This is a genomic window from Shinella sedimenti (assembly GCF_022601905.1).
In the GTDB taxonomy this organism is placed as follows: domain Bacteria; phylum Pseudomonadota; class Alphaproteobacteria; order Rhizobiales; family Rhizobiaceae; genus Shinella; species Shinella sedimenti.
This window is the reverse complement of record NZ_JAKVIN010000009.1, coordinates 31607-55498: the sequence shown is the minus strand read 5'-3', so window position 1 is coordinate 55498 and position 23892 is coordinate 31607. Positions and strand designations below refer to the sequence as shown.

Genomic DNA, 23892 nt, shown 5'->3' with positions numbered 1-23892 from the left:
GCACGATTGAAGACGTCATTGAAAGCGCATTGTCCTTAGGTACTTGCCCAGTCCTGTCGCGCCCGGTGTCGCTCAGGGCCGCCCGTCGGCGGCCAGGAGCGAGAACATCACATGGTCGCGCCACTGCCCGTTTATCTTCAGATACTCCCGAAGGTAGCCTTCCCGCTGAAAGCCGGCCTTTTCAAGGAGGCGAATGCTTCTCGTATTGTCTGGAATACAGGCTGCCTCGATACGGTGCAACTGAAGGCTCGAAAAGATATAGGGAATGGCGAGCTTGAGCGCGCCGAACATGTGGCCCTTTCCGGCATGGCGCGCGCCCATCCAGTAGCCGATCATGCAGCATTGCGCCGCCCCGCGCCTGATATAGCCGACGGTCAGTCCGCCCAGCAGGGCATTGTCCACGCGCGAAAAGACGAGCAGCGGAACGGCCTGGCCAGAGGAAAATTCCTGTTCATTGCGGATGACGCGGGCGCGAAAGGCGCTCTCGGTCAGCTCGTCGCCGCGCCATGTCGGCTCCCACGGTTCGAGGAACGCGCGGCTTTCGGAGCGCAACGCATACCATTGCCGGTAGTCCTGAAAGCGGGGGAGGCGAAGGAGGTAGCCGTCGCCGGCAAGCTCGACCGTGTCGGACTGCCGGGACAGAAACCGAAAAACCGACCTCGTCATGCAGCCCTCCGCGCGCGCCGACTGGTGGCGCGCATTCGCACGAGACTATGACGATAGCGTTACCGGCGTCAAATGCTGTTGACAGTCGGCCGGCCGCGGGACGGTCTGATTTTGCGTGCTATGCAGGATTTGCATGCCTGTGCTGAAAGCATGTGCATTTAAAGTAGGCATGGGAAAGGCTATATTTTCATCAACACAAAGGAGAGATGAACATGAACCTTTTCGCAAAGCTCAAGAAGAATGTTGCCGACCGCCGCGCCATCCGCGAACTCGGTGCCCTCGATGACCGCACCCTGCAGGACCTCGGCCTGACGCGCTCGAACATCCGCGCTGCCGTCAAGGGCGCAAGCGACCTCATCTGATATGGATTGCGGCACACGCCGCGTCCCGTCTGACCGCCGGAACGCACCTCCAGGTTCCGGCCCATAACCCGCCCGCAAGGCGGGTTTTGTTATGGAATAAACCTCCGCCGGAGGTGGCGCAGATGGCCTGCTCAGGCGCTTCGGTTCGCTCTAGGCCGCTCAGCTGGCCGGTTTATCGAGAACGAAATAGGCGTAGCGCTCATCGTCGATGAGATTATCCTTGGGACGAAGCGAGATCGACACCGGTATGAAGCCGGCGCGTTCGGTCCTGTGCCAGAAGTCGTCGATGCAATAGGTCGTCATGTTGGCGAGGTTCCGGCGGTATCCCCATTTGCGGGATTTCGTCTTCCGGTCGGCCGTCTCGTATTTTATCTGGATGATCGCGGTCCCGCCGGGCCGCAGCACCCGGTTGGCAATGTCGAGGATGCGCTGGCCGTGCTCCTGCGAGGGGAGCAGCTCGAAAACATAGGTGCAGAGAAAAACGTCCGCTGTGCCCGCCAAAGCGCCGGCCGCAGCCTCGGGATCGGAGACATCGGTGAGCAAAGGTTGAAAGTTCTCCTGCCCCATGCTGCGCAGCACGACGCCGCATTCCTCCAGCGTGGCCTGTGAGATGTCCACCCCGACGAAGCTTTCAGTCATGGGCGCGAAATGCACCGCATTCGCGCCGCCGCCGCACCCCCATTCGACGACGCGCCCAACCGGCAGACTTCGACCCCGGATGGTTAGGTGGTCGAGCATGAGCTTGAGATGCGGTTTTCCGAGCTCCAGCCAGACGCGTTCCGGCAAGCCTTCGCCGCCTTTCCAGTGGGAGTTGGAGTGGAACGCTCGCTGGTTCACATCACTCCAGTATTTCTGGGACTCGTGCGCACGGCTACGCTCTGATTGCTGCACCGGCATGTGCTCGAGCAACGTATAGCCAGCGTATCGAAGCAGGTTTTTCGCGACTGCTCTCATCGACGTCTCCCCGCCGGGCGCAGAAAACCCGGTCGGTATACCATCGCTGCGATCGACTGGAAAAAACATCCACCGAAAGACGGAGGACGCGTCGGCTTTATGGCGTATGCGCGGTCTTCGAAGGGCCGCTCAACTTGCGACCCGGTCCGGCACGCTGTCACGCGCCAGCGAGCGCGTGATATCGGCGGCCGGCACGAGGTGGTCGAGCGGACCGATGGCCGAAATGGTCGGCACGGTGTCGAAGAACAGGCGTCCGGCAAGGTCCGTCAGGCGCTCGATGGTGATGCCTTCTAGGCGCTCCATCAACTCCTCGTTCGGGATCGGTCGACCGTACAGCATCATCTGGCGGGCGATCTGGCCGGCGCGGGCCGCAGGGCTTTCCTGACCCATGAGCAGCTGGGCGCGAATCTGCGCGCGGGCACGCTCGATCTCCTGCTGTTCGATGATATCGGAGGACTTCTTCAATTCGTCGAAGATGACGGGCATCAGCTCGGGCAGGTTCTCGCCGCCCGTCGCGGCATGAATGCCGAAGATGCCGGTGTCGGAAAAGCCCCAGTGGAAGGCATAGATCGAATAACAGAGGCCGCGATGCTCGCGTACTTCCTGGAAGAGGCGCGAGGACATGCCGCCGCCGAGGATATTGGCGAGGATCTGCGAGCAGTAGAAGTCGCGCGCATGATAGGCCTTGCCCTCGAAGCCGAGCAGCACCTGGGCATCCATCAGGTCGCGCGTTTCGCGAATGTCGCCGCCGGTGTAGCGGGCGGGTTCGAAGACCGGCGAGATTTTCGGCGCCGTCGGTAGGCTGGAAAAGCGCTCCTCGACCTGGCGCACGAACTCGTCGTGCTTCACCGCGCCGGCGGCAACGACGAACATGCGGTCCGTCGTGTAGTTGCGGTCGAGATAGCTGCGGATCTCGCCGGGCGTGAAGGAGAGTACGGTATCCGGCGTGCCGAGAATGGCGCGGCCGATGATCTGGTCGCGATAGGCGACCTCGGAGAACTTGTCGAAGACAACGTCGTCGGGAGTGTCGTTCGCCGCGCCGATTTCCTGCAGGATGACGTGCTTTTCGCGGCGAAGCTCCTCCTCGTCGAAGACGGATTCCGTTAGGATGTCGGCGAGGATATCGACCGCGAGCGGAACATGGTCCTTCAGCACACGGGCATAGTAGGAGGTCGTTTCGGTCGAGGTGGCGGCGTTGACCTCGCCGCCGACATTCTCGATCTCCTCGGCGATCTGGCGGGCGGAGCGGCGCTCCGTGCCTTTGAAAGCCATGTGTTCCAGGAGGTGGGCGATGCCGTGCTCGTCCGTTGTTTCGTTGCGTGATCCGGACTTGATCCACACGCCGAGAGCGACGCTCTCGAGATGTGGCATTGACTCGGTCACCACGGTCAACCCGGATGTAAGCCGGGTGCACTCAACTCTCATCATGCGCACTTTCTGCGTTCAGTCCCGCGCCCGCGTATGTTTGCCGATGTAGTCTTCCACCGCATCGAGCTCAGCACCGAGCACGTCGAACCGCTCTTCCCTTTGCATCAGGTCAGCAAGCCACGACGGAAGCGCCGGGTCAATACCACTCGCCGATTTTACTGCGGCAGGGAATTTTGCCGGATGCGCGGTGGCAAGCGTCACCATCGGCGAACCGGGCTTTTCATGCTTTGCGGCAACGAACACGCCGATCGCCGAATGAGGATCGAGCAGATAGCCGGTCTCGGCCAGCGTGGTCTTGATGGTTTTCGCCACGTCTTTTTCGGTGGCGCGTCCGGCGCGGAACTTCTTGCGGATCGTCTTCAGCGCCTTGTCTTCGATCTCGAAAGCGTTGGATTGCTTGAGGCTTTCCATGGCGCGGCGCACCGCACCCGCATCGCGATCGAGGGCTTCGAACAGCAGTCGCTCGAAGTTGGAGGAAATCTGGATGTCCATGGAAGGCGAGGTGGTGGCCTTCACACCCTTGATCTCGTAGCGGCCGGTCTTCAGCGTGCGGGCGAGAATGTCGTTCTCGTTGGTGGCAATGACCAGCTTGTCGATCGGCAGGCCCATGCGCTTTGCGGCATAGCCGGCGAATATGTCGCCGAAATTGCCGGTCGGCACCGTAAACGAGATCTTCCGGTCCGGGCCGCCCAGCGCGACAGCGGTCGTGAAGTAATAGACGATCTGGGCCATGATGCGCGCCCAGTTGATCGAGTTGACGCCGGACAGTTTCACGCTGTCGCGGAACTTGCCGTCGTTGAACATCGCCTTCACGAGGTTCTGGCAGTCGTCGAAATTGCCCTTGATCGCCAGCGCGTGGACGTTCTTTTCCGTCGAGGTCGTCATCTGGCGCTGCTGCACCGGCGAGACCTTGCCTTCCGGGAACAGAATGAAGATGTCGGTGCGCTCGCGTCCGGCAAAGGCATCGATGGCCGCGCCGCCGGTGTCGCCCGATGTCGCGCCGACGATGGTCGCGCGCTCGCCGCGGGTGGCCAGCGCATGGTCCATCAGCCGCGCGAGCAGCTGCATGGCCACGTCCTTGAACGCGAGCGTCGTGCCGTGGAAGAGTTCCAGCACGAAGGCGTTGGGGCCAGTCTGGATCACAGGTGCGATGGCGGGATGGCGGAACGTGGCATAGGCCTCGTCGATCATCGCCCGGAACTTGTCGGCGGGGATGTCGCCCTCCACGAAGGGCGAGAGGACGGTGAAGGCGATGTCCTGATAGGACTTGCCGCGCAGCGCCCGGATGTCCTTCTTCGAGAAAGTGGGCCATTCGCGCGGCACATAGAGCCCGCCGTCACGGGCAAGGCCCGCCAGGAGCGCATCCGAGAAACCGAGGGAAGGGGCCTCGCCCCGCGTCGAAACATAATCCACGTTCACACGTCCTTGGAATGGTTGGGCTGCAAGGCGTTGCCTGCGGCCGTTCGTGACGATGCCGTTCTGTGCGGCCCACCGATGGCGGACCTTTCGAAATTCTGCGGGCGATTTCATTCGACAATCGATTTTTCCCCGCGCCGCTGCTATAGACCATCGCCTGGGGTCGTGAAAAGGCCCGTAAAACGAGTTCCGAAAGGCTTGGACGCCGGAGGCGGGGCCTGATCGCAGGGGTAGACGTAACGTGTTTGGAATGACAATCCGCCGCTTTCTCGGCATCACCCTTCTTGCCACCGTCGCCGGTTGCAGCCAGTCAGACAAGCCTGTCAATCTCGGCGTGACCAGCGATCCGTCCGGCATCGAGACCGCGACGCAGCAGCAAACCCAGGTCGCCGTCATCCAGGGATCGTGCCCGCAGGTCTATCTGCAGGACGGCACGGCCGTCCTGCAGCGTTACGCAAGGGGCGCCAAGGACGATCCGCAGAACCTCGCCTATCAGGTGACGCTTGCCGACACCACGCGCCAGTGCGTGATCAATTCCAGCCAGCTCTCCATCACGGTCATGGTGCAGGGCCGTATCGTCGTCGGCCCGGCCGGCGCCTCGGGCACCGTGAACGTGCCGATCCGCGTTTCCGTGCTCGATGGCACCAACACGCTTTACACCCAGCTTGTGCAGTACCCGGTCACCGTGCCGGCCGATGGCACGGCGGGTCAGTTTATCTTCAAGCAGGACAATATCGCCGTTCCCGGCGGTTCGGGCGGCTTCACGAAGGTCTATGTCGGCTTCGAGGACGGCCCGGCGAAGAAGCGCAAGTAAGCCCCTTCCCAGATATGAAAAAGGCCGCGGTCGATCATGCCCGCGGCCTTTTTGTTTCCGGTTATCCGTGGCGTCAGATCGCCTCGCTCCATTCGGCAAGTGCGGCGATGACGTCGGGCAGCTCCGTCATGCGGGCAATCACGGTTTCCGCGCCGGCTTCCGTCAGGCGGTCGGCATGGGAGGGATAGGTGTGCGAGGCGCCGGTGAAGCCGACGACGCGCATGCCGGCGGCGCGCGCGCCCGAAATGCCATGCACCGAATCCTCGACGACCAGCGTGCGCGCCGGATCGGCGCCGAACTGCTTTGCGCCATGCAGGAAGATGTCCGGCTTAGGCTTCACCCGGTCCGGCCCGAGGTCCTTTGCCGAATAGATATAGGGGCCGAAGACCGGCTTGAGACCGACCTTGGTCAGCATCATGTCGAGCCGGTGCGAGGACGAGTTCGAACAGATGCAATAGGGCTTGCGGATGCGCGACAGCATCTGCTTCACGCCGTCGATGACCTTCACCTCGCTTGCCAGGCGCGCATCGAGCAGCTTTTCCGACTTGTCGAGCAGCGATGCGGAAAGTGGAATAGCGGCCTCGCGCTCGATGGCCAGCAGGATGTTCTGCCAGGTCATGCCGGCAAAGCGCTCGCCCATCTCTTCTACGCTGATCGGATAACCCGCCTCCGTCAGCAGGCGGGATTCCACTTCCGCAGCTATGATTTCCGAATCGACCAGGACGCCGTCGCAGTCGAAGATGATTAGGTCGAAACCTTCCATGATGGGCTGTCTTTCAAACTGGCGGCGCCGGCAGGCGCATCACGCCTTGCTTGCCGAAACCGGGAAAAGATTGGAGGAGGCGGGCAGGGCCCGCGCAGCTGCGGCATCCCTACACGAAAGGGCCGCCCGGGACAATTGCGCAGTGGTGGAAGGAGCTATGCGCGGCTGCCCGCCGATAGGCTGACCTGCTGTAGGCCTACAGATTATGGAAAAAGCGCCACGAACTCGCGTTCGCCTTCCCCGGTGAAGCGGACGGCGCGGCTGTTCTTTTCGCGTTTTGCCCAGCCGTTGGCAATGAAGCGGGCAAGCAGCGCCTCGCCCAGCGATCCCGCAAGATGCGAGCGCCGTTCGCTCCAGTCGAGACAGGTGCGGCAGACCGGGCGACGTTGCGCCTTCAGGGCCGGCATGTCGATGCCGAGCGCGGCCATGCGCATCTCGCCCGCCGGCGTCAGCGCGGCGTCGTCGCCATCGAGCGTTACATCGCCGTCTGCCACCAACCGGTCGAGCAGGCGCACGCCATAGTCGCCGGCGAGGTGATTATAGCAGACGCGTGCCTTGCGCAGCGCCGGGTCCTTCGGGCCAGGACGCGTGCGCAGATGGCCGCGGTTGGCTGCATATCCCATGATGCTTTCGAGCAGCCGGCCGGCCTCGTCGTCGGCCAGCGCGAAATAGCGGTGCCGGCCCTGCTTGCGCTGGGCGATCAGTCCGCCGGCTTCCAGCTTGGCCAGATGGGCGCTCGTCGTCTGAAGCGTCACGCCCGCCGCACCGGCAAGTTCGCTTGCGGTCAATGCCTGGCCGCCCATCAGCGCGGTCAGCATGTTGGCGCGGGCGGGGTCGCCGATCAGCGCGCCGATCTGGGAAATGTCCGGTCCTTCTTTCATACTTCGATGATAGCCGAAGCATTCGCGTCAGGCAACCTGGGAAAGCCAGGCACCGCCAAGGAGGATAAAATGATGATCACCGCCTTCATCCGCTAAGAGATCGATCTTTTCCGCAAGGATGCTTTTGCTGCCTATGCCTACCGTCTTCGTGTCGCGAGCGTGTGCGTGACGACGGTCTCAACGACCGCAACGGGGCGCCGAAAGATGCCAGCCCTTTCATCCAGCCCAGGCGCAGCCGGCTTATTCCACCGTCACTTCCGAGCGCTCGCCCGCCTTCACCGTGGCCGGCTTCTCCTTCGGTGCAATGTCGCCCTCATAGTTCACGGCGATCACATAATCGCCGGCCGGCAGGGTCTCCTGGTATTGGGCGCCGTAGTTGTTGGAAACGGATTTGCGATTGCCCTGAATGTCCTTTTGGGCGCTGAAAATCTCGATGAAATTTGCGCCCGGAGCGGTGATCGCCAGAACCCCTGCATTGAGGTTGACCGACACGTCGGCCATTTCCCCGGCCTTGATCGTGAAGGGGATTTCCGCCGTTGCCGCGCCGAGCTTGGCCGTCAGGACATGATCGCCGGGTGGCACGTCGATCTTGCTGCCGGTGCCGTAGTTGTAGCCGATCTGCTTTCGCGTGCCGTCGATAGCCTTGTTGGCGGCCACGACCTCGAAAAAGACATCGCCGGAATCGACCGCCGGTCCGCCCTCGGCATAGATGGCGCTGTTCAGCACGGTGCCGGAACCGACGATGAGGTCGTGTTCCATTTGCTCTCCCGCCTTCAGGGTGACGGTTTCCTCGACGGCGGTCGGGCCGACGGATCCCTTGAGTTTCACTTGCCCTGCCGCGGCATAGAATTTGGACGTGCCGTAATAGGTGGTGGTGTAGTCGCCGAAGGCGACGTCGACGCGGATTTCGCGGTCGTCCTCGGCGGCATCAGGGGTACGCTTGGGATGCACGATCACCGTTCCGGCGTCGAAATTGACGAAGGGCTTGGCCACCTCGCCATCCTTCACCTCGAAAGCCACCTGCTTTTCGATGACGCTATCGAGCTTGGCTACGGCCACATATCTGCCGGCCGGGAAGTTGGCGGAATAGGCGCCCTTGTACTCGCTCGTCAGGTCGTCGCCGGTGCGCTGGCCGTTTTCATCGGCCTTGTAGACCAGCCATTGCACATGGTTGTCCTCGCCGATCGAAGGTCCGCCTTCAGAAAGCACGCTGTCGAAGATGGTGTTGAACTCGACTGCGGGTTTGGCTTCGACCACCTGCTCTTTCGGCTTGGACATCGGCGCTTCCGCAACCGTCGCGGTCAGTGCGGCGACGAGCTGGGTGGCGTCCGAGGCCTGGAAATATTTGCCCCCGGTGTTTTCGGCGAGGCACGCGACCTTCTTGCCTTCCTCCGCCGTCAGCCCGAAGCCGACGACATGGGTGGTAAAATCGACCCCTTTGCTTTCCAGCGCCGACGCGAGGGCGCACGGATCGGCCTCGCAGGTCTCCAGCCCGTCCGTGACGAGCACGACGGTCGCCTTGTCCTCGGTATATTTCAACGCCTCGGCCGCCTGTTCCACGGAGCGGGTCAGCGGCGTCTTGCCCTTCGGATTGAGGCCGGAAACGAAGGCGTTGATGGCATTCTCGGTGCCGGCACCCGGCGGCACGGCAAGTTCGATGTCGCTGCACGAACCCTTTTCGCGATGACCGTAGACCATCAGGCCGAGCTCGGCGCCCACGGGCACGGATTTCAGGACCGTACCCAGCGTTTCGCGGGCAATATCGATCTTCGAGCGTCCGTTGATCTGGCCCCACATGGAGCCGGAGGCATCCAGGACGATCATCGTCTTGTCCGCGGCAATCGTATTGGTGGCGGCAAGAAGCCCCGCCAGAAGCAGGAATGCAGCTTTCAGTCGCACATTTCTCTCCTTGTGATGTCGGGGGCTCCCGCGCCGATTGCGGCAATATCGGGAAAAAGACGTTCGGGCGCGGCGGTCTATTCGCATGTGCTTGAATGATGCGGAAAAATTCCGTCTTGCGACGGTTTCGGCTTTTTCTTCAGGGCCTTCAGCCTTTGGTAACCATCTTCGGTAACCATAAGCCCATCAAGTTCAGTTCCCAGTAAGCGTATCAGCGAGTATCAAATGCCATCTGTTCTTTCGCTTGCCGACGTCTCCCGTTCGCCCCGCAAGAGCGTGTGGCTCGACACCATCATCAAGGGAGACTGCGTCGCCGCGCTCGAGGCGCTGCCCGACCAGTCCGTCGATGTCATCTTCGCCGATCCGCCGTATAACCTCCAGCTTGGCGGCATGCTGACCCGACCCGACCAGTCGCAGGTCGATGCGGTCGATGACGAATGGGACCAGTTCGCATCCTTCGGTGCCTACGACGCCTTTACCCGTGCCTGGCTGCTGGCCTGCCGCCGCGTGCTGAAGCCCTCGGGCACGATCTGGGTCATCGGCTCCTATCACAATATCTTCCGCGTCGGCGCGACCTTGCAGGACCTCAACTTCTGGATCCTCAACGACATCGTCTGGCGCAAGACCAATCCGATGCCGAACTTCAAGGGCCGTCGCTTCCAGAACGCGCACGAGACGATGATCTGGGCCACCCGCGACCCCAAGGCCAAGGGCTACACGTTCAACTACGACGCCATGAAGGCCGCCAATGACGACGTGCAGATGCGCTCCGACTGGCTGTTCCCGATCTGCAACGGCGGCGAGCGCCTGAAGGGCGAGGACGGCAAGAAGGTGCATCCGACGCAGAAGCCGGAAGCGCTGCTTGCCCGCATCCTGATGGCATCCTCCAAACCCGGCGACGTGGTGCTCGATCCGTTCTTCGGCTCCGGCACGACGGGTGCCGTCGCCAAGCGCCTCGGCCGTCACTTCGTCGGCATCGAGCGCGAGCAGACCTATATCGATGCCGCTCGCGAACGCATCGAGGCCGTCGAACCGCTGGGCAGCGGCACCCTGTCCGTCATGACGGGCAAGAAGGCCGAACCGCGCGTCGCCTTCAACACGCTGATCGAAAGCGGTCTGATCGCGCCTGGCACCGTGCTGACCGATGCCCGCCGCCGTCACAGCGCCATCGTGCGCGCCGACGGCACGCTTGTCGCGGGCAACGATGCCGGCTCCATCCACCGCGTCGGTGCGAAGGTGCAGGGCTTCGATGCCTGCAATGGCTGGACCTTCTGGCACTATGCGGAAGGGGCCGAACTGAAGCCCATCGACGAGCTGCGCGCCATCGTGCGCTCGCGGATGGCCGGCCTCGAATAGAGGCCTGTCGAAGACTTTAAAACTGTTTCTCCAGCTGCGGCCTCCGGTGTTCCCTGCACCGGGGGCTGTGGCTTTCTAGGGATGCAAATCTTTTGTGGTTTGGCCTTGCGCGATTCAGATGATGTTAACCAACAGGCGCTTACTTTGAAGTCGACAAGGACATCAGGCCAAGCGGCGGAAATCGTTGCGGAAAGCCACGGCCGAACAACCGGCCAGGCAGGCCGGATATCGCTTTTCCGGTTTTTGTACCTTCAGTCCCGGAAATGCGAAAACGCCCGGAGCTTCAAAAGCTCCGGGCGTTTCGGTTTAAGAGCCGCTCCTTAAAGCGCGATGCCGTGGGCGGCGAGGTCCGTCTTCAGCTTTTCCGGATCGGTGAACAGAACGGCATTCCAGCCGGCAAGGCGCGCGCCTTCCACATTGGCCGGCGCGTCGTCGATGAACAGCGTGTGGGCCGGCGACAGGCCGAAATCGCGGCTGTGCTTTTCGTAGATGGCGATGTCGGGTTTGATGAGGCCGATCTCGCCGGAAACCGTGACGCCGCGCGGCATGTCGAGGAAGGGGAAGAGCTTGCGCGCTTCTTTGAAGGTGTCGGCCGCGAAATTGGTGAGCATCGTCACGTCGCGGCCCTCCTGGATGAGGGCCTCCATGATCGCCACGCTCTCAACATAGGCGTGCGACACCATCTCGTGCCAGTGTTTGCGGAAGGCGCGAATGTGCTCGATGCGATCGGGATGTGCCTCGATGAGCAGGGCTTCGGCGTCTTCCCACGCCCGGCCGCGATCCTGCTCAAGGTTCCAGTCGTGCGTGCAGACATTCGTGAAGAACCAGTTCCGCTCGGCGTCGTCGGGAATGAGGCGGGCAAAGGGGATATGCGGATCGTAGTGAATCAGCACCCTGCCGATGTCGAAGACGATGTGTCGGATTTCGATGCTGCTCATGCTTTCCTCGCCTTTTCGAATGCGTCCGGTATCGCTTGTTTTATGGCTTTCTTCATGACGGTCGGCAGTGCCTCGCCGTCGAGCGTCTCCTTGGGCTGCCACCATCCTTCGCCGGCTACGACATCGCGCGATGCCCGTGAGCGATAGACGGTAAGCCGCAGCTCAAAATGCGTGAACACGTGCACGACGGTTCCGCAGGCCTGCCACGCCGCCGGAAACGGTGCTGCGCCAGTGCCAGTGTCACCATCGATGCGTGCCGTCCAGTGGCTGCCGGGCACCTCCGTCATGCCGCCGAGCAGGCCGCTCTCCACGCGTTTGCGCAGGAAGATGGCGCCCGTTTCGTCTTCCGCCACGAAGGCCGCGCCCAATCGGACCGGCTTTTCCTTCTTAGCGGCCTTGCGCGGATAAAGTTCCGGATCGTCCTGGCCAAGCACCCGACATTGCGCGTTGAAGGGACAGAGCGCGCAGGCCGGCCGGCGCGGCGTGCAGATCGTGGCGCCGAGATCCATCATGCCCTGGGCGAAATCGCCCGGCCGGTCCTGCGGCGTCATCGCGGCCACCAGCGCCCGCATTTCCGGCTTGGCCGAGGGCAACGGCGTCTCGATGGCATGGAGGCGGGAAATGACGCGCTCCACATTGCCGTCGAGCACCGCGCTGTGGCGGTTGAAGGCGATGGCGGCGATCGCGGCTGCGGTATAGTCACCGATGCCGGGCAGGGCTTTCAACCCTTCCTCTGTATCGGGAAACACTCCGCCATGCTCGAAGGCGACGACCTCGGCGCATTTTTTGAGATTGCGCGCGCGTGCGTAGTAGCCGAGCCCGGCCCAGGATTTCATCACGTCCTCGTGGTCGGCCTTTGCGAGATTCGTGACCGTCGGCCAGCGCGACGTGAAGAGGGCGAAATAGGATTTCACCGCCTGAACGGTCGTCTGCTGCAGCATGACCTCCGACAGCCAGACGCGGTAGGGATCGGCCGTCTCGCCGCGCGCCGCCATCGGCGGGCTCACCCGCCAGGGCAGGTCGCGATGGTGCCGGTCGTACCAGGCGAGAAGCAGGTCGGCGAGCGCCGTTGTTCGGTGAGGCTTGGTCATGATCGGCCTGAACGGGGTCGGATCACCCCTCTTTGTATCGCTGAATCGGCGCAAAACCCTGCACACTTTTGCTGGAATTGCTCTATAACTGGCGGAGTGGTCCGCGCTCTTCAAGGTGCTTCGCGGGCATGGCAGGAATATTTTCCCGCAAGGGGTAAACCGTGAACAACAAGGCGTCAAGACGCGGCATCGTGCAGATCAGCGAAGTCGCCAACGGTCTCATCGATCCGGTGCTGGCCAAGCGTGCGGGCATCAATACGATGCTTCTGGGCTCGTGGGACGAGATCGCCGGAACGCAGTTTTCCGACTGCACGCGGCCGGAACGCATTTCCTGGCCGCGCCGGGCCTCCGAAATGACGGGGGAGGGCGGCGGCCATCAGCCGGGCGTGCTGACCATTGCCTGCGAGGGCGCGCGCGCACTCTTTCTCAGCCACCAGCAGGGCGAGATCATCCAGCGCATCAACGGCTTCTTCGGCTTTCCCGCGATCAATCAGGTCCGGATCGTGCAGAAGCCGGTAAGCCAGCAGTCGCGCCACCGCGCAAAGCCGCGCCCGCTGACCGGCGAGGCCGCCCGCCATCTCGACGGCCTCGTTGAGGGTATCGAGGGCGATGCCCTGAAGGCAGCGCTGAAGCGGCTTGGTACGGCAGTGCTCGGCCGGCGTCGCTAGAACCATCGAACGGTCACAATTCTTTGAAGTTACTGGCCTCCACGCAGCTTGTTCGCGCCCCAAAGCAGGTATATCGGGAATGCGAAGAGCAATTCTTGCGAAAAGACTTGAACCGTCTTTCCTCAAGAATTGCGCCGATCCCAAGAATTTTCCATCCCACAGGAGAGACCATGTCCCTTTCCGAAATGAGCCTGATGAAACGCCTTCTCACCGGCGTTGCCGTAGCAGGGCTTGCCGTAACGCTTGCCGCCTGCTCCGACGACAAGAAGGAGCAGGCTGCGCAGGATCCGGCGACCAACCAGTCGACATCGACTGAAACCACGGGCTCGACGACCTCGACCGCCACGACCGGAACGACCGAGGTCGCCCAGGCCGACACGGCGACGGCCGCCCCTGCCGAACTGCCGACCGCCGAGGGCGACGTCGACATGGCTGAAGTGCTGAAGCCCGGCGCTCTGCCGGACATGGCGCTGGGTGAAGCCAACGCGCCGGTGACGATCGTCGAATACATGTCGACGACCTGCCCGCATTGCGCCGCCTTCCACAACAACACCTTCGACGCGATCAAGACGAAGTATGTCGACAGCGGCAAGGTCCGTTTCGTGATCCGCGAATTCCCTTTTGATCCGCGTGCCGCCGCAGCCTTCATGCTGGCGCGCTGCAAGCCTCAGAACCCGGCAGAACTGACGGACGCCGCGCAGTACTTCCCGATGATCTCCATGCTCATGAAGCAGCAGGAAGTCTGGGCCGCCGCGCAGGATGGCCGCGAAGCGCTTCTGCAGATGTCGAAACTCGCCGGTTTTACACAGGAGAGCTTCCAGGCCTGCTTGACGAACCAGAAGCTTCTGGATGATGTGAACGCGGTACGGGAACGCGGTGCCAAGGAATTCGGCGTCGCAGCGACCCCGACCTTCCTGATCAATGGCAAGCGCTATTCGGGAGACATGTCGGTTGGCACCATGTCGGCCCTCATCGACAGCATGCTCTGATCCTTCGACCGGATTGACGGCGGGCGACGGCGGAAGCCGTGTGCCCGCTTTTTATTTTTCGTCGGCGTCCGGGGCTCACCCCCCTCTGGCCTGCCGGCCATCTCCCCCACCGGTGGGGAGATCGGCTGGAGGCAAGGCGTCGCCACGATTCAATCTCCACCCTTGTGGGGGAGATGGCCGGCAGGCCAGAGGAGGGTATCCCACCCTCGAGGCGGCCGCATGAAGTTCAACAAGCTCCGTCTTCTCGGCTTCAAGTCCTTCGTCGAACCAACCGAATTCGTCATCGAGCGCGGCCTGACCGGCGTGGTCGGGCCCAATGGCTGCGGCAAGTCGAACCTTGTCGAGGCGTTGCGTTGGGTGATGGGGGAAAACTCCTACAAGAATATGCGTGCGTCCGGCATGGACGACGTCATCTTCTCCGGTTCCGGCAACCGCCCGGCGCGCAACACCGCCGAAGTCGGCCTCTATCTCGATAATTCCGACCGTACGGCTCCGGCTGCCTTCAACGACGAGGACGAGATCCAGGTCTCGCGTCGCATCGAGCGCGAGAACGGCTCCATCTACCGCATTAACGGCAAGGAAGCGCGCGCCAAGGATGTGCAGCTGCTGTTTGCCGACGCCTCCACCGGCGCCCGCTCGCCCTCCATGGTGGGGCAAGGGCGGATCGGCGAACTCATCCAGGCCAAGCCCCAGGCCCGCCGCCAGTTGCTCGAAGAAGCGGCCGGCATTTCCGGCCTGCATTCGCGTCGCCATGAGGCGGAACTGCGCCTGCGTGCGGCCGAAACCAATCTCGAACGGCTCGACGATGTCACTTCCCAACTCGAAAGCCAGATCGAAAGCCTGAAGCGCCAGTCGCGCCAGGCCAATCGCTTCAAGGCGCTGTCGGCCGATATCCGCCGCCACGAGGCGATGCTTCTGCATATCCGCTGGGTGCAGGCGAAGGAGGCGGAAGGCGAAGCGGAAAGCCAGCTCAATCAGGCCACCTCGCTCGTCGCCGAGCGGGCGAACGCCCAGATGCAGGCCGCCAAGGACCAGGCCGTCGCCAGCCTCAAGCTGCCAGAACTGCGCGAAAACGAGGCGAAACTTGCCGCCGTGCTCCAGCGCCTGCAGATCGCAAGGGCCCAGCTCGAAGAGGATTCCGCCCGCCTGCTGCGCCGCCGCGACGAACTCGGCCGCCGCATGGCGCAGCTTGCCGAGGATATCGTGCGCGAGGAACGCATGGTGGCTGATAATGCCGCCGTGCTGGAGCGCCTTGAGGCCGAGAAGGCCGAAATCGGCGAAATCCTAGCCGAGGCCGACGAGCGTGCCAAAGCCGCCCGCGAGACGATGGACGAAGCGGCGGCCAGGCTGGCAACAAGCGAAGCCGCTCTTGCCACAGTCACCGCCGAGCGCGCCGAAGCGCAGGCCGTGCGCAACCAGCTGGAAAAGGCGATCCGCGATCTTTCCGAGCGCCATCTGCGGCTTGGCCAGCAGCTTGATGCGCAGGCGCGCGAGCTTGCCGAAATGGATGCGCGCATTGCGGCACTTCCCGACCCGGAAGAGCGCCGCGCCGCCGTGCAGGAGGCCGAGGAAGCGCTGGAAGCCGCCGGCGAGATGCTGGTCGCCGTCGAGGAGGCGCTGGAGGAGGCCCGCTTCAGCGAAGCCGCCCTGCGCGGTCCCGTCGACACGGCACGCGCCCGGCTGGCGGGTATCGAGACGGAAGCCCGCACCATCCGCCGCATGCTGGAGGCCGGAACGAGCGCGGGCTCTTCTGCGCCCGTCGTCGAGGATGTCGCGGTCGACCGCGGCTATGAAACGGCGCTGGGCGCCGCACTTGGCGACGATCTCGAATCGCCGGCCGATGTGGACGCGCCCGTTCACTGGCGCGCGTCGGGCGATGCCTCCGCCGATGCGGCCCTGCCGGGCGGCGTGCCGGCTCTCATCGCCCATGTCCGTGCACCTGCGGTTCTGCATCGTCGCCTTGCCCAGGTCGGTATTGCCGGCAATGTCGAACATGCGCTTGCCCTCCTGCCGCAGCTCAGGCCCGGTCAGCGGCTCGTGACCCGCGAGGGCGCGGTGTTCCGGTGGGATGGCCATGTCACCGGCGCTGATGCGCCGAGCGCCGCGGCGCTGCGCCTGGAGCAGAAGAACCGCCTCGCCGAACTGGAAGCCGAACTGGACGACGCCCGCGCCGCACTTGCGGATGCCGAGGCTGACCTTGCCCGTGCCGCCGAGACGATCCGCGCCGAAATGCAGCGCCAGCAGGCGGCCCGCGAGGCGCAGCGTGTCGCCACCCGCGCGCTTGCCGAGGCCCGCGAGGCGCTGGAAACGGCCGAGCGCGCCTCGGGCGATCTCATCCGCCGCCGCGCCGTTCTCGGCGAGACGCGCGCGCAGATCGAGGGGCAGGTGGAAGAGGCGGCAGAAGCGCTTGAGGATGCCCGCGCAGCCCTTGAAGACGCGCCCGACCTTGCCGATCTCGACCTTCGCCTGCGCACCCACACCATGGATGTCGCGACCGACCGCGCGACGTTGGCGGAAGCCCGCGCCGCCCATGACGGCCTCGCCCGCGAAATGGCCGACCGCCGCCGTCGCCTGATGGCGATCTCGGCCGAGCGTGAGACCTGGACGACGCGCGCCATGAGCGCGGAAAGCCACATCGCCACGCTGCGTGACCGTGAGGCGGAAGCGCGCGAGGAAATGGAGGAGTTGGCCGAGGCACCCGACGAGATCGAGGAAAAGCGCCGCGAACTGCTGACCGGCCTCACCAATGCCGAGGCCGCGCGCCGCGAAGCCGCCGACGCGCTTCAGGAGGCCGAGAACCGCCAGCGCGAGGCCGATCGCACAGCCACGACCGCGCTCTCGCAGCTGGCTGAGTCGCGCGAAACCCGCGGCCGTGCCGAAGAGCGCCTCGTCTCGGCGCGCGAACGCCGCATCGAAGGCGAGACACGCATTCGCGAGGCGCTGAACTGCGCGCCGCACGAGGCCCTGCGGCTGACCGGCCATGCCGTCGACGCGCCGCTTCCCGATCCGCGCGAGACCGAACGGGACCTCGACCGCCTCAGGATCGAGCGCGAGCGTCTAGGCGCCGTCAACCTGCGCGCCGAGGAAGAGCAGCGCGAACTGTCCGAAAAGCTCGATGCCATCGTCACCGAGCGCGAGGATATCATCGAGGCGATCCGCAAGCTGCGGTCTGCCATCCAGAGCCTGAACCGCGAGGGGCGCGAGCGCTTGCTCGCCGCCTTCGATGTGGTCAACGCGCAGTTCCAGCGCCTGTTTACCCACCTGTTCGGCGGCGGCACGGCAGAGCTTCAGCTCATCGAGAGCGAGGATCCGCTGGATGCCGGGCTGGAGATCCTCGCCCGCCCGCCCGGCAAGAAGCCGCAGACCATGACGCTGCTTTCGGGCGGCGAGCAGGCGCTGACGGCGATGGCCCTCATCTTTGCCGTCTTCCTCACCAATCCCGCGCCGATCTGCGTGTTGGACGAGGTGGACGCGCCGCTCGACGACCACAATGTCGAGCGCTACTGCAACCTGATGGACGAGATGGCGGCCTCCACCGAGACGCGCTTCATCATCATCACCCACAATCCCATCACCATGGCCCGCATGAACCGCCTCTTCGGCGTCACCATGGCCGAACAGGGTGTTTCCCAGCTCGTCTCCGTCGACCTCCAGACCGCAGAACAGCTGCGCGAAGCATCCTGACGCCGGAACAATAGCCTCTCTGATGCGTTTATCTTGGCCTGCAGGGTTTGCAGCGCTGCATACGCAATTGGGGATCACACGTGAACAGAAACGCACTCTACATGATCATCGGCGCCCTTGTCGTCGTGGTGGCCGGGTTCGCCTACTATGCCTATCAGCAGGAAAAGAAGCCCGATGGGGTCGAGATCAAGCTCAACGATCAGGGGCTTTCGATCGAGGGCAACTGACGCTGGCGCGTAACCTCTGAAGCCGTGTTCTGCCTTCGAACGCGGCTTCTCCATCTCAATCAACGCTATATTGCATTGCCGTCGCATTTTTGACGCAGTGCAGCATAATTCCCATCATGCCGCGTTTTCAAAGGGATGCACTTCCTGTAGATTGCGAGCGCGCATGTGGGAGGCGTTGATGGAGAAGTGGGTCTACACCTTTGGGGACGGCCGTGCCGAGGGCAGTGCGGAAGACCGCAACCTGCTCGGCGGCAAGGGCGCGAACCTGGCCGAAATGTGCAATCTTGGCCTGCCGGTCCCGCCCGGTCTCACCATCGTCACCGATGCCTGCAATCACTATTACGAAAATGACCGCACGTTGCCGGAAGGCCTGAAGGATCAGGTCCGTGCCGGCCTGCGCCGGATGGAGACCATCACCGGCCGCATCTTCGGCGATACGCAAAAGCCGCTGTTGCTTTCCGTCCGCTCCGGCTCGCGCGCTTCCATGCCGGGCATGATGGACACCGTTCTCAATCTTGGCCTCAACGACGCGACGGTCGCGGGGTTGGGCGAGGATGCCGGCGATGCGCGCTTTGCCTGGGACAGCTACCGTCGCTTCATCCAGATGTACGGCGATGTCGTCATGGGCCTCGACCACGAGGTCTTCGTGGAAATCCTGGAAGACGAGAAGGGCCGGCTCGGGCACGAGAACGACACCGAGCTCTCGGCCGCGGAATGGCAGGAGGTCGTCGATCGCTACAAGGAGGCCATCCGCGAGGAACTGGATGAAGAGTTTCCGCAGGACCCTGAGGTCCAGCTGTGGCGCGCGATCGGCGCCGTCTTCGCCAGCTGGATGAACGCCCGTGCCGTCACCTACCGCACGCTGCACAACATTCCCGCCGTCTGGGGCACGGCTGTCAATGTGCAGGCGATGGTCTTCGGCAATCTCGGCAATTCCTCCGCCACGGGTGTCGCCTTCACGCGCAATCCCTCGACGGGCGAAAATGCGCTCTATGGCGAATTCCTCGTCAATGCGCAGGGCGAGGATGTCGTCGCCGGCATCCGCACGCCGCAGAACATAACCGAGGAAGCCCGCATCGCCTCCGGCTCCGACCGGCCGTCGCTGGAAAAGCTGATGCCGGAAGCATTCGGTGAATTCCGCGCCATCTGCGACCAGCTGGAGCGGCACTACCGCGACATGCAGGACCTCGAATTCACCATCGAGCGCGGCAAGCTGTGGATGCTGCAAACCCGCGCGGGCAAGCGCACCGCGAAGGCCGCACTCAAGATCTCGGTCGATATGGCGACGGAAGGGCTGATCAGCCAGGGCGAGGCCGTCAGCCGCATCGATCCCGCCTCTCTCGACCAGCTTCTACACCCCACCATCGATCCGCGCGCCCGCCGCGACGTCATCGGCTCGGGCCTGCCCGCCTCGCCGGGGGCGGCAACCGGCGAGATCGTCTTCACCTCGGAAGATGCCGTGAAGGCGCAGGATGAGGGGCGCAAGGTCATTCTCGTGCGCATCGAGACGAGCCCGGAAGACATTCACGGCATGCATGCCGCGCAGGGCATCCTCACGACACGCGGCGGCATGACGAGCCATGCGGCGGTCGTCGCGCGCGGCATGGGCACGCCCTGTGTTTCCGGCGCCGGTACGCTGCGCGTCGACCTGCGCAACGAACTGCTCGTCGCCCATGGCGTGACGCTGCGCAAGGGCGACGTCATCACCATCGATGGCTCGTCCGGCCAGGTGCTGAAGGGCGCGATCCCCATGCTCCAGCCGGAACTGTCAGGCGATTTCGGCCGCCTCATGGAATGGGCCGACCGCACGCGCCGCATGAAGGTGCGCACCAATGCCGAAACGCCGGCGGATGCGCGCGCTGCGCGCTCCTTCGGTGCCGAGGGTATCGGCCTCTGCCGCACCGAGCACATGTTTTTCGAGGGTAGCCGCATCAATGTGATGCGCGAGATGATCCTCGCCGAGGACGAGGCTGGCCGTCGTGCCTCGCTGGCAAAGCTCCTGCCCATGCAGCGTTCGGACTTTGCCGAGCTGTTCGAGATCATGCACGGCCTGCCGGTGACCATCCGCATGCTCGATCCGCCGTTGCACGAGTTCCTGCCGAAGAGCGACGAGGAGATTGCCGAGGTTGCCGCGGCCCTGTCCATCGAGGAGGCCGTGCTGCGCCGCCGCGTCGATACGCTGCACGAGTTCAACCCCATGCTCGGCCATCGCGGCTGTCGCCTCGCGATCTCCTATCCTGAGATCGCCGAGATGCAGGCGCGCGCCATTTTCGAGGCTGCCGTGGAAGCGGCGAAGAAGACGGGGGCCGCCGTGGTGCCCGAAATCATGGTGCCGCTTGTCGGTCTGAAGGCCGAGCTCGACTACGTGAAAGCCCGCATCGAGGCCGTCGCAAAGGCGGTCATCGCCGAAAGCGGCGTAAAGATCGATTATCTCGTCGGCACGATGATCGAGCTGCCGCGCGCGGCGTTGCGGGCCCATGTCATCGCCGAATCGGCGGAGTTCTTCTCCTTCGGCACCAACGACCTGACGCAGACCACCTTCGGCATTTCGCGTGACGACGCCTCGGCGTTCCTCTCGACCTATATCCAGAAGGGCATCGTCGAGCAGGACCCGTTCGTGCAACTCGATTTCGACGGCGTGGGCGAACTGATCCGCATTGCCGCCGAGCGCGGACGACGCACGCGCAACGACCTCAAGCTCGGCATTTGCGGCGAACATGGCGGTGACCCGGCGTCGATCCATTTCTGCGAGGATGCGGGGCTGGATTATGTTTCTTGCTCGCCGTTCCGCGTGCCGATCGCACGACTTGCCGCCGCCCAGGCGGCATTTAACAACGGCAAGGTTTGAACGCGTAGGCTTAGACAGTCAGCGACGGTAGGTCCGCACGACATAGACCGGCTGCGGCATGAACAGCGCATCGCGGCTTGCCGCGCGCAGTTCCGCCCGTCGGTCGAGATCGATGCGTTGCAGGCATGCCGCGAAAGCGTCCGTGCGCGGACGGAAGCCGTAGGAGGCACAACGATTTTCATCGGAGGCGCGGATTTCCTCGGCGGTCTGGCACCCAGCCAGCACAAGCATTACCGCCGCAAGGGCGATCAGGCGGGATGAGATCGGTGACATGCTGGCTCCGGCGATCAGTTGCTGGCTTGAAGTAGGCGAGCGCCGCCGTTTCGGCAAGTGCTAGATCCGTTGCAGCACATCCACAAATGCGTCGGCGAAACGCTTCAGGTCTGCCGTCTTTTCGTCGGGGTTTTCCACGCGAATGGATGATGCCTCCGCATCGAGCAACGCAAAAACCACCTCCAGCACGCCGTTCTCGCCCTTGGGCACACGCAGCGCCGCGATGCGCTGGCAGTCTTCCGCAAGGCCGGAAGCCGGCAACTCGAAGAGGAAATCGCCGTCCAGCTGGCTGGCGGCATTCCGCACGGCATCGGCGAACGCGTCTGCGTCGCCGGAAAAGCCGTCGAGCGAAAGCTCCAGTTCCAGAAGTTCAAGCGGGAGGGCGGATTCCCCGCTATTGGCAGCGGTTGTGGTGTCGGCGGCTGTCGGCGTCGGCAACATTGTCTTCCTCCTAATGCGATCCCTGCAACAATGAAAAAGCGGCCTTCGGCCGGAATCGCGTTAAAGATGAACTACCCCCGTCCCGGGAAAGTTCGTTAAGGAGCGTGGCAATTTTGCGGCAGGCGCGGTTTCTTCGCGTCTGTTGCTGCCTGACAACATCCCGTCCGGTGGTTCTGGCGGATGGAAAAATGCGCGACCCTGCGCTAGGGAAGGGAGCCGGGGCTTCGCCGCCGGCGCATCCGGTTTCTGGCGCGTACCCTTCGCACCAGGAACGGCGTGACGCAGGAAAGGCGCTTGCGGTGAACGGGTTTCACCAAAGCGCATCGACACTTGGTGAGGCCATGGCGATAACGATCCAGTACGAACGGCCCGTTTCCTACGCCGCGCAGTGGGCGCGTCGCCTGTCGCTGTTCTCCTGCGCGCTCTTTGTCGTCGTCGTCGCGGCCCACCGATTCGGCCCTCTGACGACGCCGCATTTTCTTGTGCTTGGCGCCTTCGCCTGTGGCGTTGCGGGCCTCGCCGTGCTGATGGCGGCTGTCGGGCTTGCGCGCCTCTGGCATGTCGGCGCACGCGGCGGAAAGGCCTCGCTCATCGCGCTGCTCTTTGCGCTGTTGCCGCTCGGCGTGGCTGCTGCTGCCGTCTATTCCTACATCTACAAGCCCGCCCTCTACGACGTGACGACCGATACGAGCGCCCCGCCGCCATGGATCGTCGAGCCGGTGGCGGAAAAGAGCTGGCCGGCCCGTGCCCAGACGGTCACGCCGCAGGACCGGCAACTGCAACTCGATGCCTATCCGGCTCTTTCCGGCCGGCGCTACGACGGCGCGCTCGATCGCGTCTATCAGGGTGTGCGCAAGGTGTCCGACGCCTATGGCATCAGGATCGTCGCGGAAGACGGGCTGGACAACATCCTGACCGATCTTGAGGACCTTGCCGTCGAGCCCGCAAAGGCGGGGCAGGGGGTCGAGGCGCTGGGCGAGGTGCCGATACCCGAAGCACGCCCGCTCGAAACGCCTTTGATGCCGCATCTCGGCAGCGCGGGCGATGTGCTGGTGCAGGGCGAGTGGCGCAGCCTGGTCTTCGGCCTGCGCTTCGACGTCGTCATTCGCCTGCGCGAAGAAGCCGAAACCACGCTGGTCGACATGCGCGCCGCCTCCCGCACAGGCGCACATGACCTCGGTATCGGCGCGGATCTGGTGGAAGGGTATCTGAAGGCGCTCGACGCTGAACTGCTCGGCATCGCAGGCGACTGATCAGAGGCCCGGCGCGGGGAAATAGAGGCCCGAAAGCGAGGGCGCCCCCTCCGTCACCACCTCGCCGCGGGCGATGAGGTCTTCCAGATGCGCCAGCACCGAGAGGGCTGCAGCACCATGCAGGCGCGGATCGGTCTCGCGGTAGATGACCTTCACCATATCGGCAATCAGCCGGTCGCCGGCGCGAATGCGCTCACGCACCGCCCGCTCACGCATGCGCCGGTGGGTACGCAAGCCGCGCAGGAAAGCCGCCGGTTCCGTCACCGGTCCGCCATGGCCGGGAAAATACAGCCGGTCGTCCCGCTGCAGCAGCCGCTCGAGCGACGCCATGTAGTCCGCCATGGACCCATCCGGCGGCGCGACGATGGAGGTCGCCCAGGCCATGACATGATCGGCCGAGAAGACGATGCCTTCGGGCCCCTCCAGTGCAAAGGCCGCATGGTTTGCGGTGTGGCCCGGTGTCAAAAGCGCCGTCAGCGCCCAGCCGTCGCCTTCCACCCGCTCGCCATGCGCCAGCGCGACATCGGGCACGAAAGCGGTGTCCGAGCTTTCGGCGAAGGGATTGCTCTCGCCGGCATGCAGCGGCCGTGCGGCGCGATGCGGCCCCTCCGCGACGATGATGGCGCCGGTCTCGGCCTTCAGCCTGCGGGCAAGCGGCGAGTGATCGCGATGCGTATGGCTGACCGCGATATGTGTTACCTCGCGCCCGGAAAGTGCCGCCATCAGCGCCTGGAAATGCGCCTCGTCCTCCGGTCCGGGATCGATCACCGCCACGGATCGGTCGCCGACGATATAGCTGTTTGTGCCGTGGAACGTGAAGGGGCTCGGATTGTTGACGGTGAGGCGCTGCACGCCCGGCGCCACGGCAACGGCTTCGCCATAGGCCGGCCTGAAATCGCGCTCAAAACGCGGGCTTTCGTCCTTTTCGTCGCGCATGGCAG

21 protein-coding genes are annotated in these 23892 nt (G+C 63.9%); 9 read left to right on the top strand and 12 right to left on the bottom strand.

Annotation, left to right across the window (positions count from 1 at the left end):
- Nucleotides 1–72: 72 nt before the first annotated feature.
- The gene (locus MKI86_RS20070; protein WP_241604657.1) at nucleotides 73–666 is read right to left on the bottom strand and encodes a GNAT family N-acetyltransferase; all 594 of its coding nucleotides are present in this window, start codon (nucleotides 664–666) and stop codon (nucleotides 73–75) included.
- A gap of 212 nt (nucleotides 667–878) precedes the next feature.
- On the opposite strand from MKI86_RS20070, the gene MKI86_RS20065 reads away from it, so the two are divergent.
- Nucleotides 879–1028, top strand: coding sequence for a DUF1127 domain-containing protein (locus tag MKI86_RS20065; protein WP_241604655.1), 150 nt, complete (start codon nucleotides 879–881; stop codon nucleotides 1026–1028).
- A 159-nt stretch (nucleotides 1029–1187) separates the two neighbouring features.
- Here the strand turns inward: MKI86_RS20065 and MKI86_RS20060 are convergent, their stop codons facing one another.
- The 3 genes from MKI86_RS20060 to thrC all read right to left on the bottom strand — a co-directional run bounded on the left by MKI86_RS20060 (nucleotide 1188) and on the right by thrC (nucleotide 4823).
- Nucleotides 1188–1982: a class I SAM-dependent methyltransferase gene (locus tag MKI86_RS20060; protein WP_241604653.1), complete on the bottom strand. Its 795-nt coding sequence runs from the start codon at nucleotides 1980–1982 to the stop codon at nucleotides 1188–1190.
- A 129-nt stretch (nucleotides 1983–2111) separates the two neighbouring features.
- On the bottom strand, nucleotides 2112–3410 hold the full coding sequence (locus tag MKI86_RS20055; RefSeq protein WP_241604651.1) for a M16 family metallopeptidase: 1299 nt from the start codon (nucleotides 3408–3410) through the stop codon (nucleotides 2112–2114).
- 15 nt (nucleotides 3411–3425) lie between these two features.
- Nucleotides 3426–4823 (bottom strand): threonine synthase, encoded by a 1398-nt coding sequence (thrC, locus tag MKI86_RS20050; protein WP_241604649.1) that lies wholly within the window; start codon nucleotides 4821–4823, stop codon nucleotides 3426–3428.
- A gap of 253 nt (nucleotides 4824–5076) precedes the next feature.
- On the opposite strand from thrC, the gene MKI86_RS20045 reads away from it, so the two are divergent.
- A complete protein-coding gene (locus MKI86_RS20045; RefSeq protein ID WP_241605021.1) occupies nucleotides 5077–5640 on the top strand; it encodes a hypothetical protein in 564 nt (187 codons plus the stop codon).
- 73 nt (nucleotides 5641–5713) lie between these two features.
- On the opposite strand, the gene MKI86_RS20040 is transcribed toward MKI86_RS20045, so the two are convergent.
- From MKI86_RS20040 to MKI86_RS20030, 3 genes are all read right to left on the bottom strand, one after another.
- A complete protein-coding gene (locus MKI86_RS20040; RefSeq protein ID WP_241604646.1) occupies nucleotides 5714–6403 on the bottom strand; it encodes an HAD family hydrolase in 690 nt (229 codons plus the stop codon).
- 203 nt (nucleotides 6404–6606) lie between these two features.
- On the bottom strand, nucleotides 6607–7284 hold the full coding sequence (locus tag MKI86_RS20035; RefSeq protein ID WP_241604645.1) for an ArsR/SmtB family transcription factor: 678 nt from the start codon (nucleotides 7282–7284) through the stop codon (nucleotides 6607–6609).
- 240 nt (nucleotides 7285–7524) lie between these two features.
- Entirely contained in the window at nucleotides 7525–9183 is a 1659-nt protein-coding gene (locus MKI86_RS20030; protein WP_241604643.1) for a vWA domain-containing protein, read from the bottom strand.
- A gap of 225 nt (nucleotides 9184–9408) precedes the next feature.
- On the opposite strand from MKI86_RS20030, the gene MKI86_RS20025 reads away from it, so the two are divergent.
- Entirely contained in the window at nucleotides 9409–10539 is a 1131-nt protein-coding gene (locus MKI86_RS20025; protein WP_241604641.1) for a site-specific DNA-methyltransferase, read from the top strand.
- Between the two features lie 320 nt (nucleotides 10540–10859).
- Here MKI86_RS20025 and MKI86_RS20020 read toward each other — a convergent pair whose 3' ends face one another.
- Together MKI86_RS20020 and mutY are read right to left on the bottom strand one after the other, a co-directional pair.
- Complete coding sequence (locus MKI86_RS20020) at nucleotides 10860–11477, bottom strand: HAD family hydrolase (RefSeq protein ID WP_241604639.1); 618 nt, start codon at nucleotides 11475–11477, stop codon at nucleotides 10860–10862.
- A complete protein-coding gene (mutY, locus tag MKI86_RS20015) occupies nucleotides 11474–12568 on the bottom strand; it encodes an A/G-specific adenine glycosylase (RefSeq protein WP_241604636.1) in 1095 nt (364 codons plus the stop codon). Before mutY ends, MKI86_RS20020 begins: the two co-directional genes overlap by 4 nt.
- Nucleotides 12569–12729: 161 nt before the next feature.
- Here mutY and MKI86_RS20010 point away from each other — a divergent pair, with 161 nt between their 5' ends.
- From MKI86_RS20010 to ppdK, 5 genes are all read left to right on the top strand, one after another.
- Entirely contained in the window at nucleotides 12730–13236 is a 507-nt protein-coding gene (locus MKI86_RS20010) for a DUF721 domain-containing protein (protein ID WP_241604633.1), read from the top strand.
- Between the two features lie 170 nt (nucleotides 13237–13406).
- Entirely contained in the window at nucleotides 13407–14225 is an 819-nt protein-coding gene (locus MKI86_RS20005; RefSeq protein ID WP_241604631.1) for a DsbA family protein, read from the top strand.
- Between the two features lie 219 nt (nucleotides 14226–14444).
- A complete protein-coding gene (smc, locus tag MKI86_RS20000) occupies nucleotides 14445–17909 on the top strand; it encodes a chromosome segregation protein SMC (protein WP_241604629.1) in 3465 nt (1154 codons plus the stop codon).
- A gap of 80 nt (nucleotides 17910–17989) precedes the next feature.
- On the top strand, nucleotides 17990–18136 hold the full coding sequence (locus MKI86_RS19995; protein ID WP_241604627.1) for a hypothetical protein: 147 nt from the start codon (nucleotides 17990–17992) through the stop codon (nucleotides 18134–18136).
- Between the two features lie 178 nt (nucleotides 18137–18314).
- Complete coding sequence (gene ppdK / locus MKI86_RS19990) at nucleotides 18315–20984, top strand: pyruvate, phosphate dikinase (RefSeq protein WP_241604625.1); 2670 nt, start codon at nucleotides 18315–18317, stop codon at nucleotides 20982–20984.
- Nucleotides 20985–21002: 18 nt separating this feature from the next.
- On the opposite strand, the gene MKI86_RS19985 is transcribed toward ppdK, so the two are convergent.
- Both MKI86_RS19985 and MKI86_RS19980 read right to left on the bottom strand, forming a co-directional pair.
- Nucleotides 21003–21257: a cysteine hydrolase family protein gene (locus tag MKI86_RS19985; RefSeq protein WP_241604623.1), complete on the bottom strand. Its 255-nt coding sequence runs from the start codon at nucleotides 21255–21257 to the stop codon at nucleotides 21003–21005.
- 60 nt (nucleotides 21258–21317) lie between these two features.
- Complete coding sequence (locus MKI86_RS19980) at nucleotides 21318–21698, bottom strand: hypothetical protein (RefSeq protein WP_241604621.1); 381 nt, start codon at nucleotides 21696–21698, stop codon at nucleotides 21318–21320.
- Nucleotides 21699–22045: 347 nt separating this feature from the next.
- Here MKI86_RS19980 and MKI86_RS19975 point away from each other — a divergent pair, with 347 nt between their 5' ends.
- Nucleotides 22046–22951 (top strand): DUF1499 domain-containing protein, encoded by a 906-nt coding sequence (locus MKI86_RS19975; RefSeq protein ID WP_306424484.1) that lies wholly within the window; start codon nucleotides 22046–22048, stop codon nucleotides 22949–22951.
- On the opposite strand, the gene MKI86_RS19970 is transcribed toward MKI86_RS19975, so the two are convergent.
- Nucleotides 22952–23887 (bottom strand): MBL fold metallo-hydrolase, encoded by a 936-nt coding sequence (locus MKI86_RS19970; protein ID WP_241604618.1) that lies wholly within the window; start codon nucleotides 23885–23887, stop codon nucleotides 22952–22954. It abuts the gene before it with no gap.
- Nucleotides 23888–23892: the final 5 nt, after the last annotated feature.

Excerpts from the sequence above, each read along its gene's own strand:
- MKI86_RS20005 (WP_241604631.1), top strand. The coding sequence starts at position 13,407 with ATGTCCCTTTCCGAAATGAGCCTGATGAAACGCCTTCTCACCGGCGTT.
- MKI86_RS20040 (WP_241604646.1), bottom strand. The coding sequence starts at position 6,403 with ATGGAAGGTTTCGACCTAATCATCTTCGACTGCGACGGCGTCCTGGTC.
- MKI86_RS20055 (WP_241604651.1), bottom strand. The coding sequence starts at position 3,410 with ATGATGAGAGTTGAGTGCACCCGGCTTACATCCGGGTTGACCGTGGTG.
- MKI86_RS19980 (WP_241604621.1), bottom strand. The coding sequence starts at position 21,698 with ATGTTGCCGACGCCGACAGCCGCCGACACCACAACCGCTGCCAATAGC.
- MKI86_RS20060 (WP_241604653.1), bottom strand. The coding sequence starts at position 1,982 with ATGAGAGCAGTCGCGAAAAACCTGCTTCGATACGCTGGCTATACGTTG.
- ppdK (WP_241604625.1), top strand. The coding sequence starts at position 18,315 with ATGGAGAAGTGGGTCTACACCTTTGGGGACGGCCGTGCCGAGGGCAGT.
- mutY (WP_241604636.1), bottom strand. The coding sequence starts at position 12,568 with ATGACCAAGCCTCACCGAACAACGGCGCTCGCCGACCTGCTTCTCGCC.
- MKI86_RS20070 (WP_241604657.1), bottom strand. The coding sequence starts at position 666 with ATGACGAGGTCGGTTTTTCGGTTTCTGTCCCGGCAGTCCGACACGGTC.
- MKI86_RS20035 (WP_241604645.1), bottom strand. The coding sequence starts at position 7,284 with ATGAAAGAAGGACCGGACATTTCCCAGATCGGCGCGCTGATCGGCGAC.
- MKI86_RS20025 (WP_241604641.1), top strand. The coding sequence starts at position 9,409 with ATGCCATCTGTTCTTTCGCTTGCCGACGTCTCCCGTTCGCCCCGCAAG.
- MKI86_RS20045 (WP_241605021.1), top strand. The coding sequence starts at position 5,077 with ATGACAATCCGCCGCTTTCTCGGCATCACCCTTCTTGCCACCGTCGCC.
- MKI86_RS19985 (WP_241604623.1), bottom strand. The coding sequence starts at position 21,257 with ATGTCACCGATCTCATCCCGCCTGATCGCCCTTGCGGCGGTAATGCTT.
- smc (WP_241604629.1), top strand. The coding sequence starts at position 14,445 with ATGAAGTTCAACAAGCTCCGTCTTCTCGGCTTCAAGTCCTTCGTCGAA.
- MKI86_RS20020 (WP_241604639.1), bottom strand. The coding sequence starts at position 11,477 with ATGAGCAGCATCGAAATCCGACACATCGTCTTCGACATCGGCAGGGTG.
- MKI86_RS19970 (WP_241604618.1), bottom strand. The coding sequence starts at position 23,887 with ATGCGCGACGAAAAGGACGAAAGCCCGCGTTTTGAGCGCGATTTCAGG.
- MKI86_RS20065 (WP_241604655.1), top strand. The coding sequence starts at position 879 with ATGAACCTTTTCGCAAAGCTCAAGAAGAATGTTGCCGACCGCCGCGCC.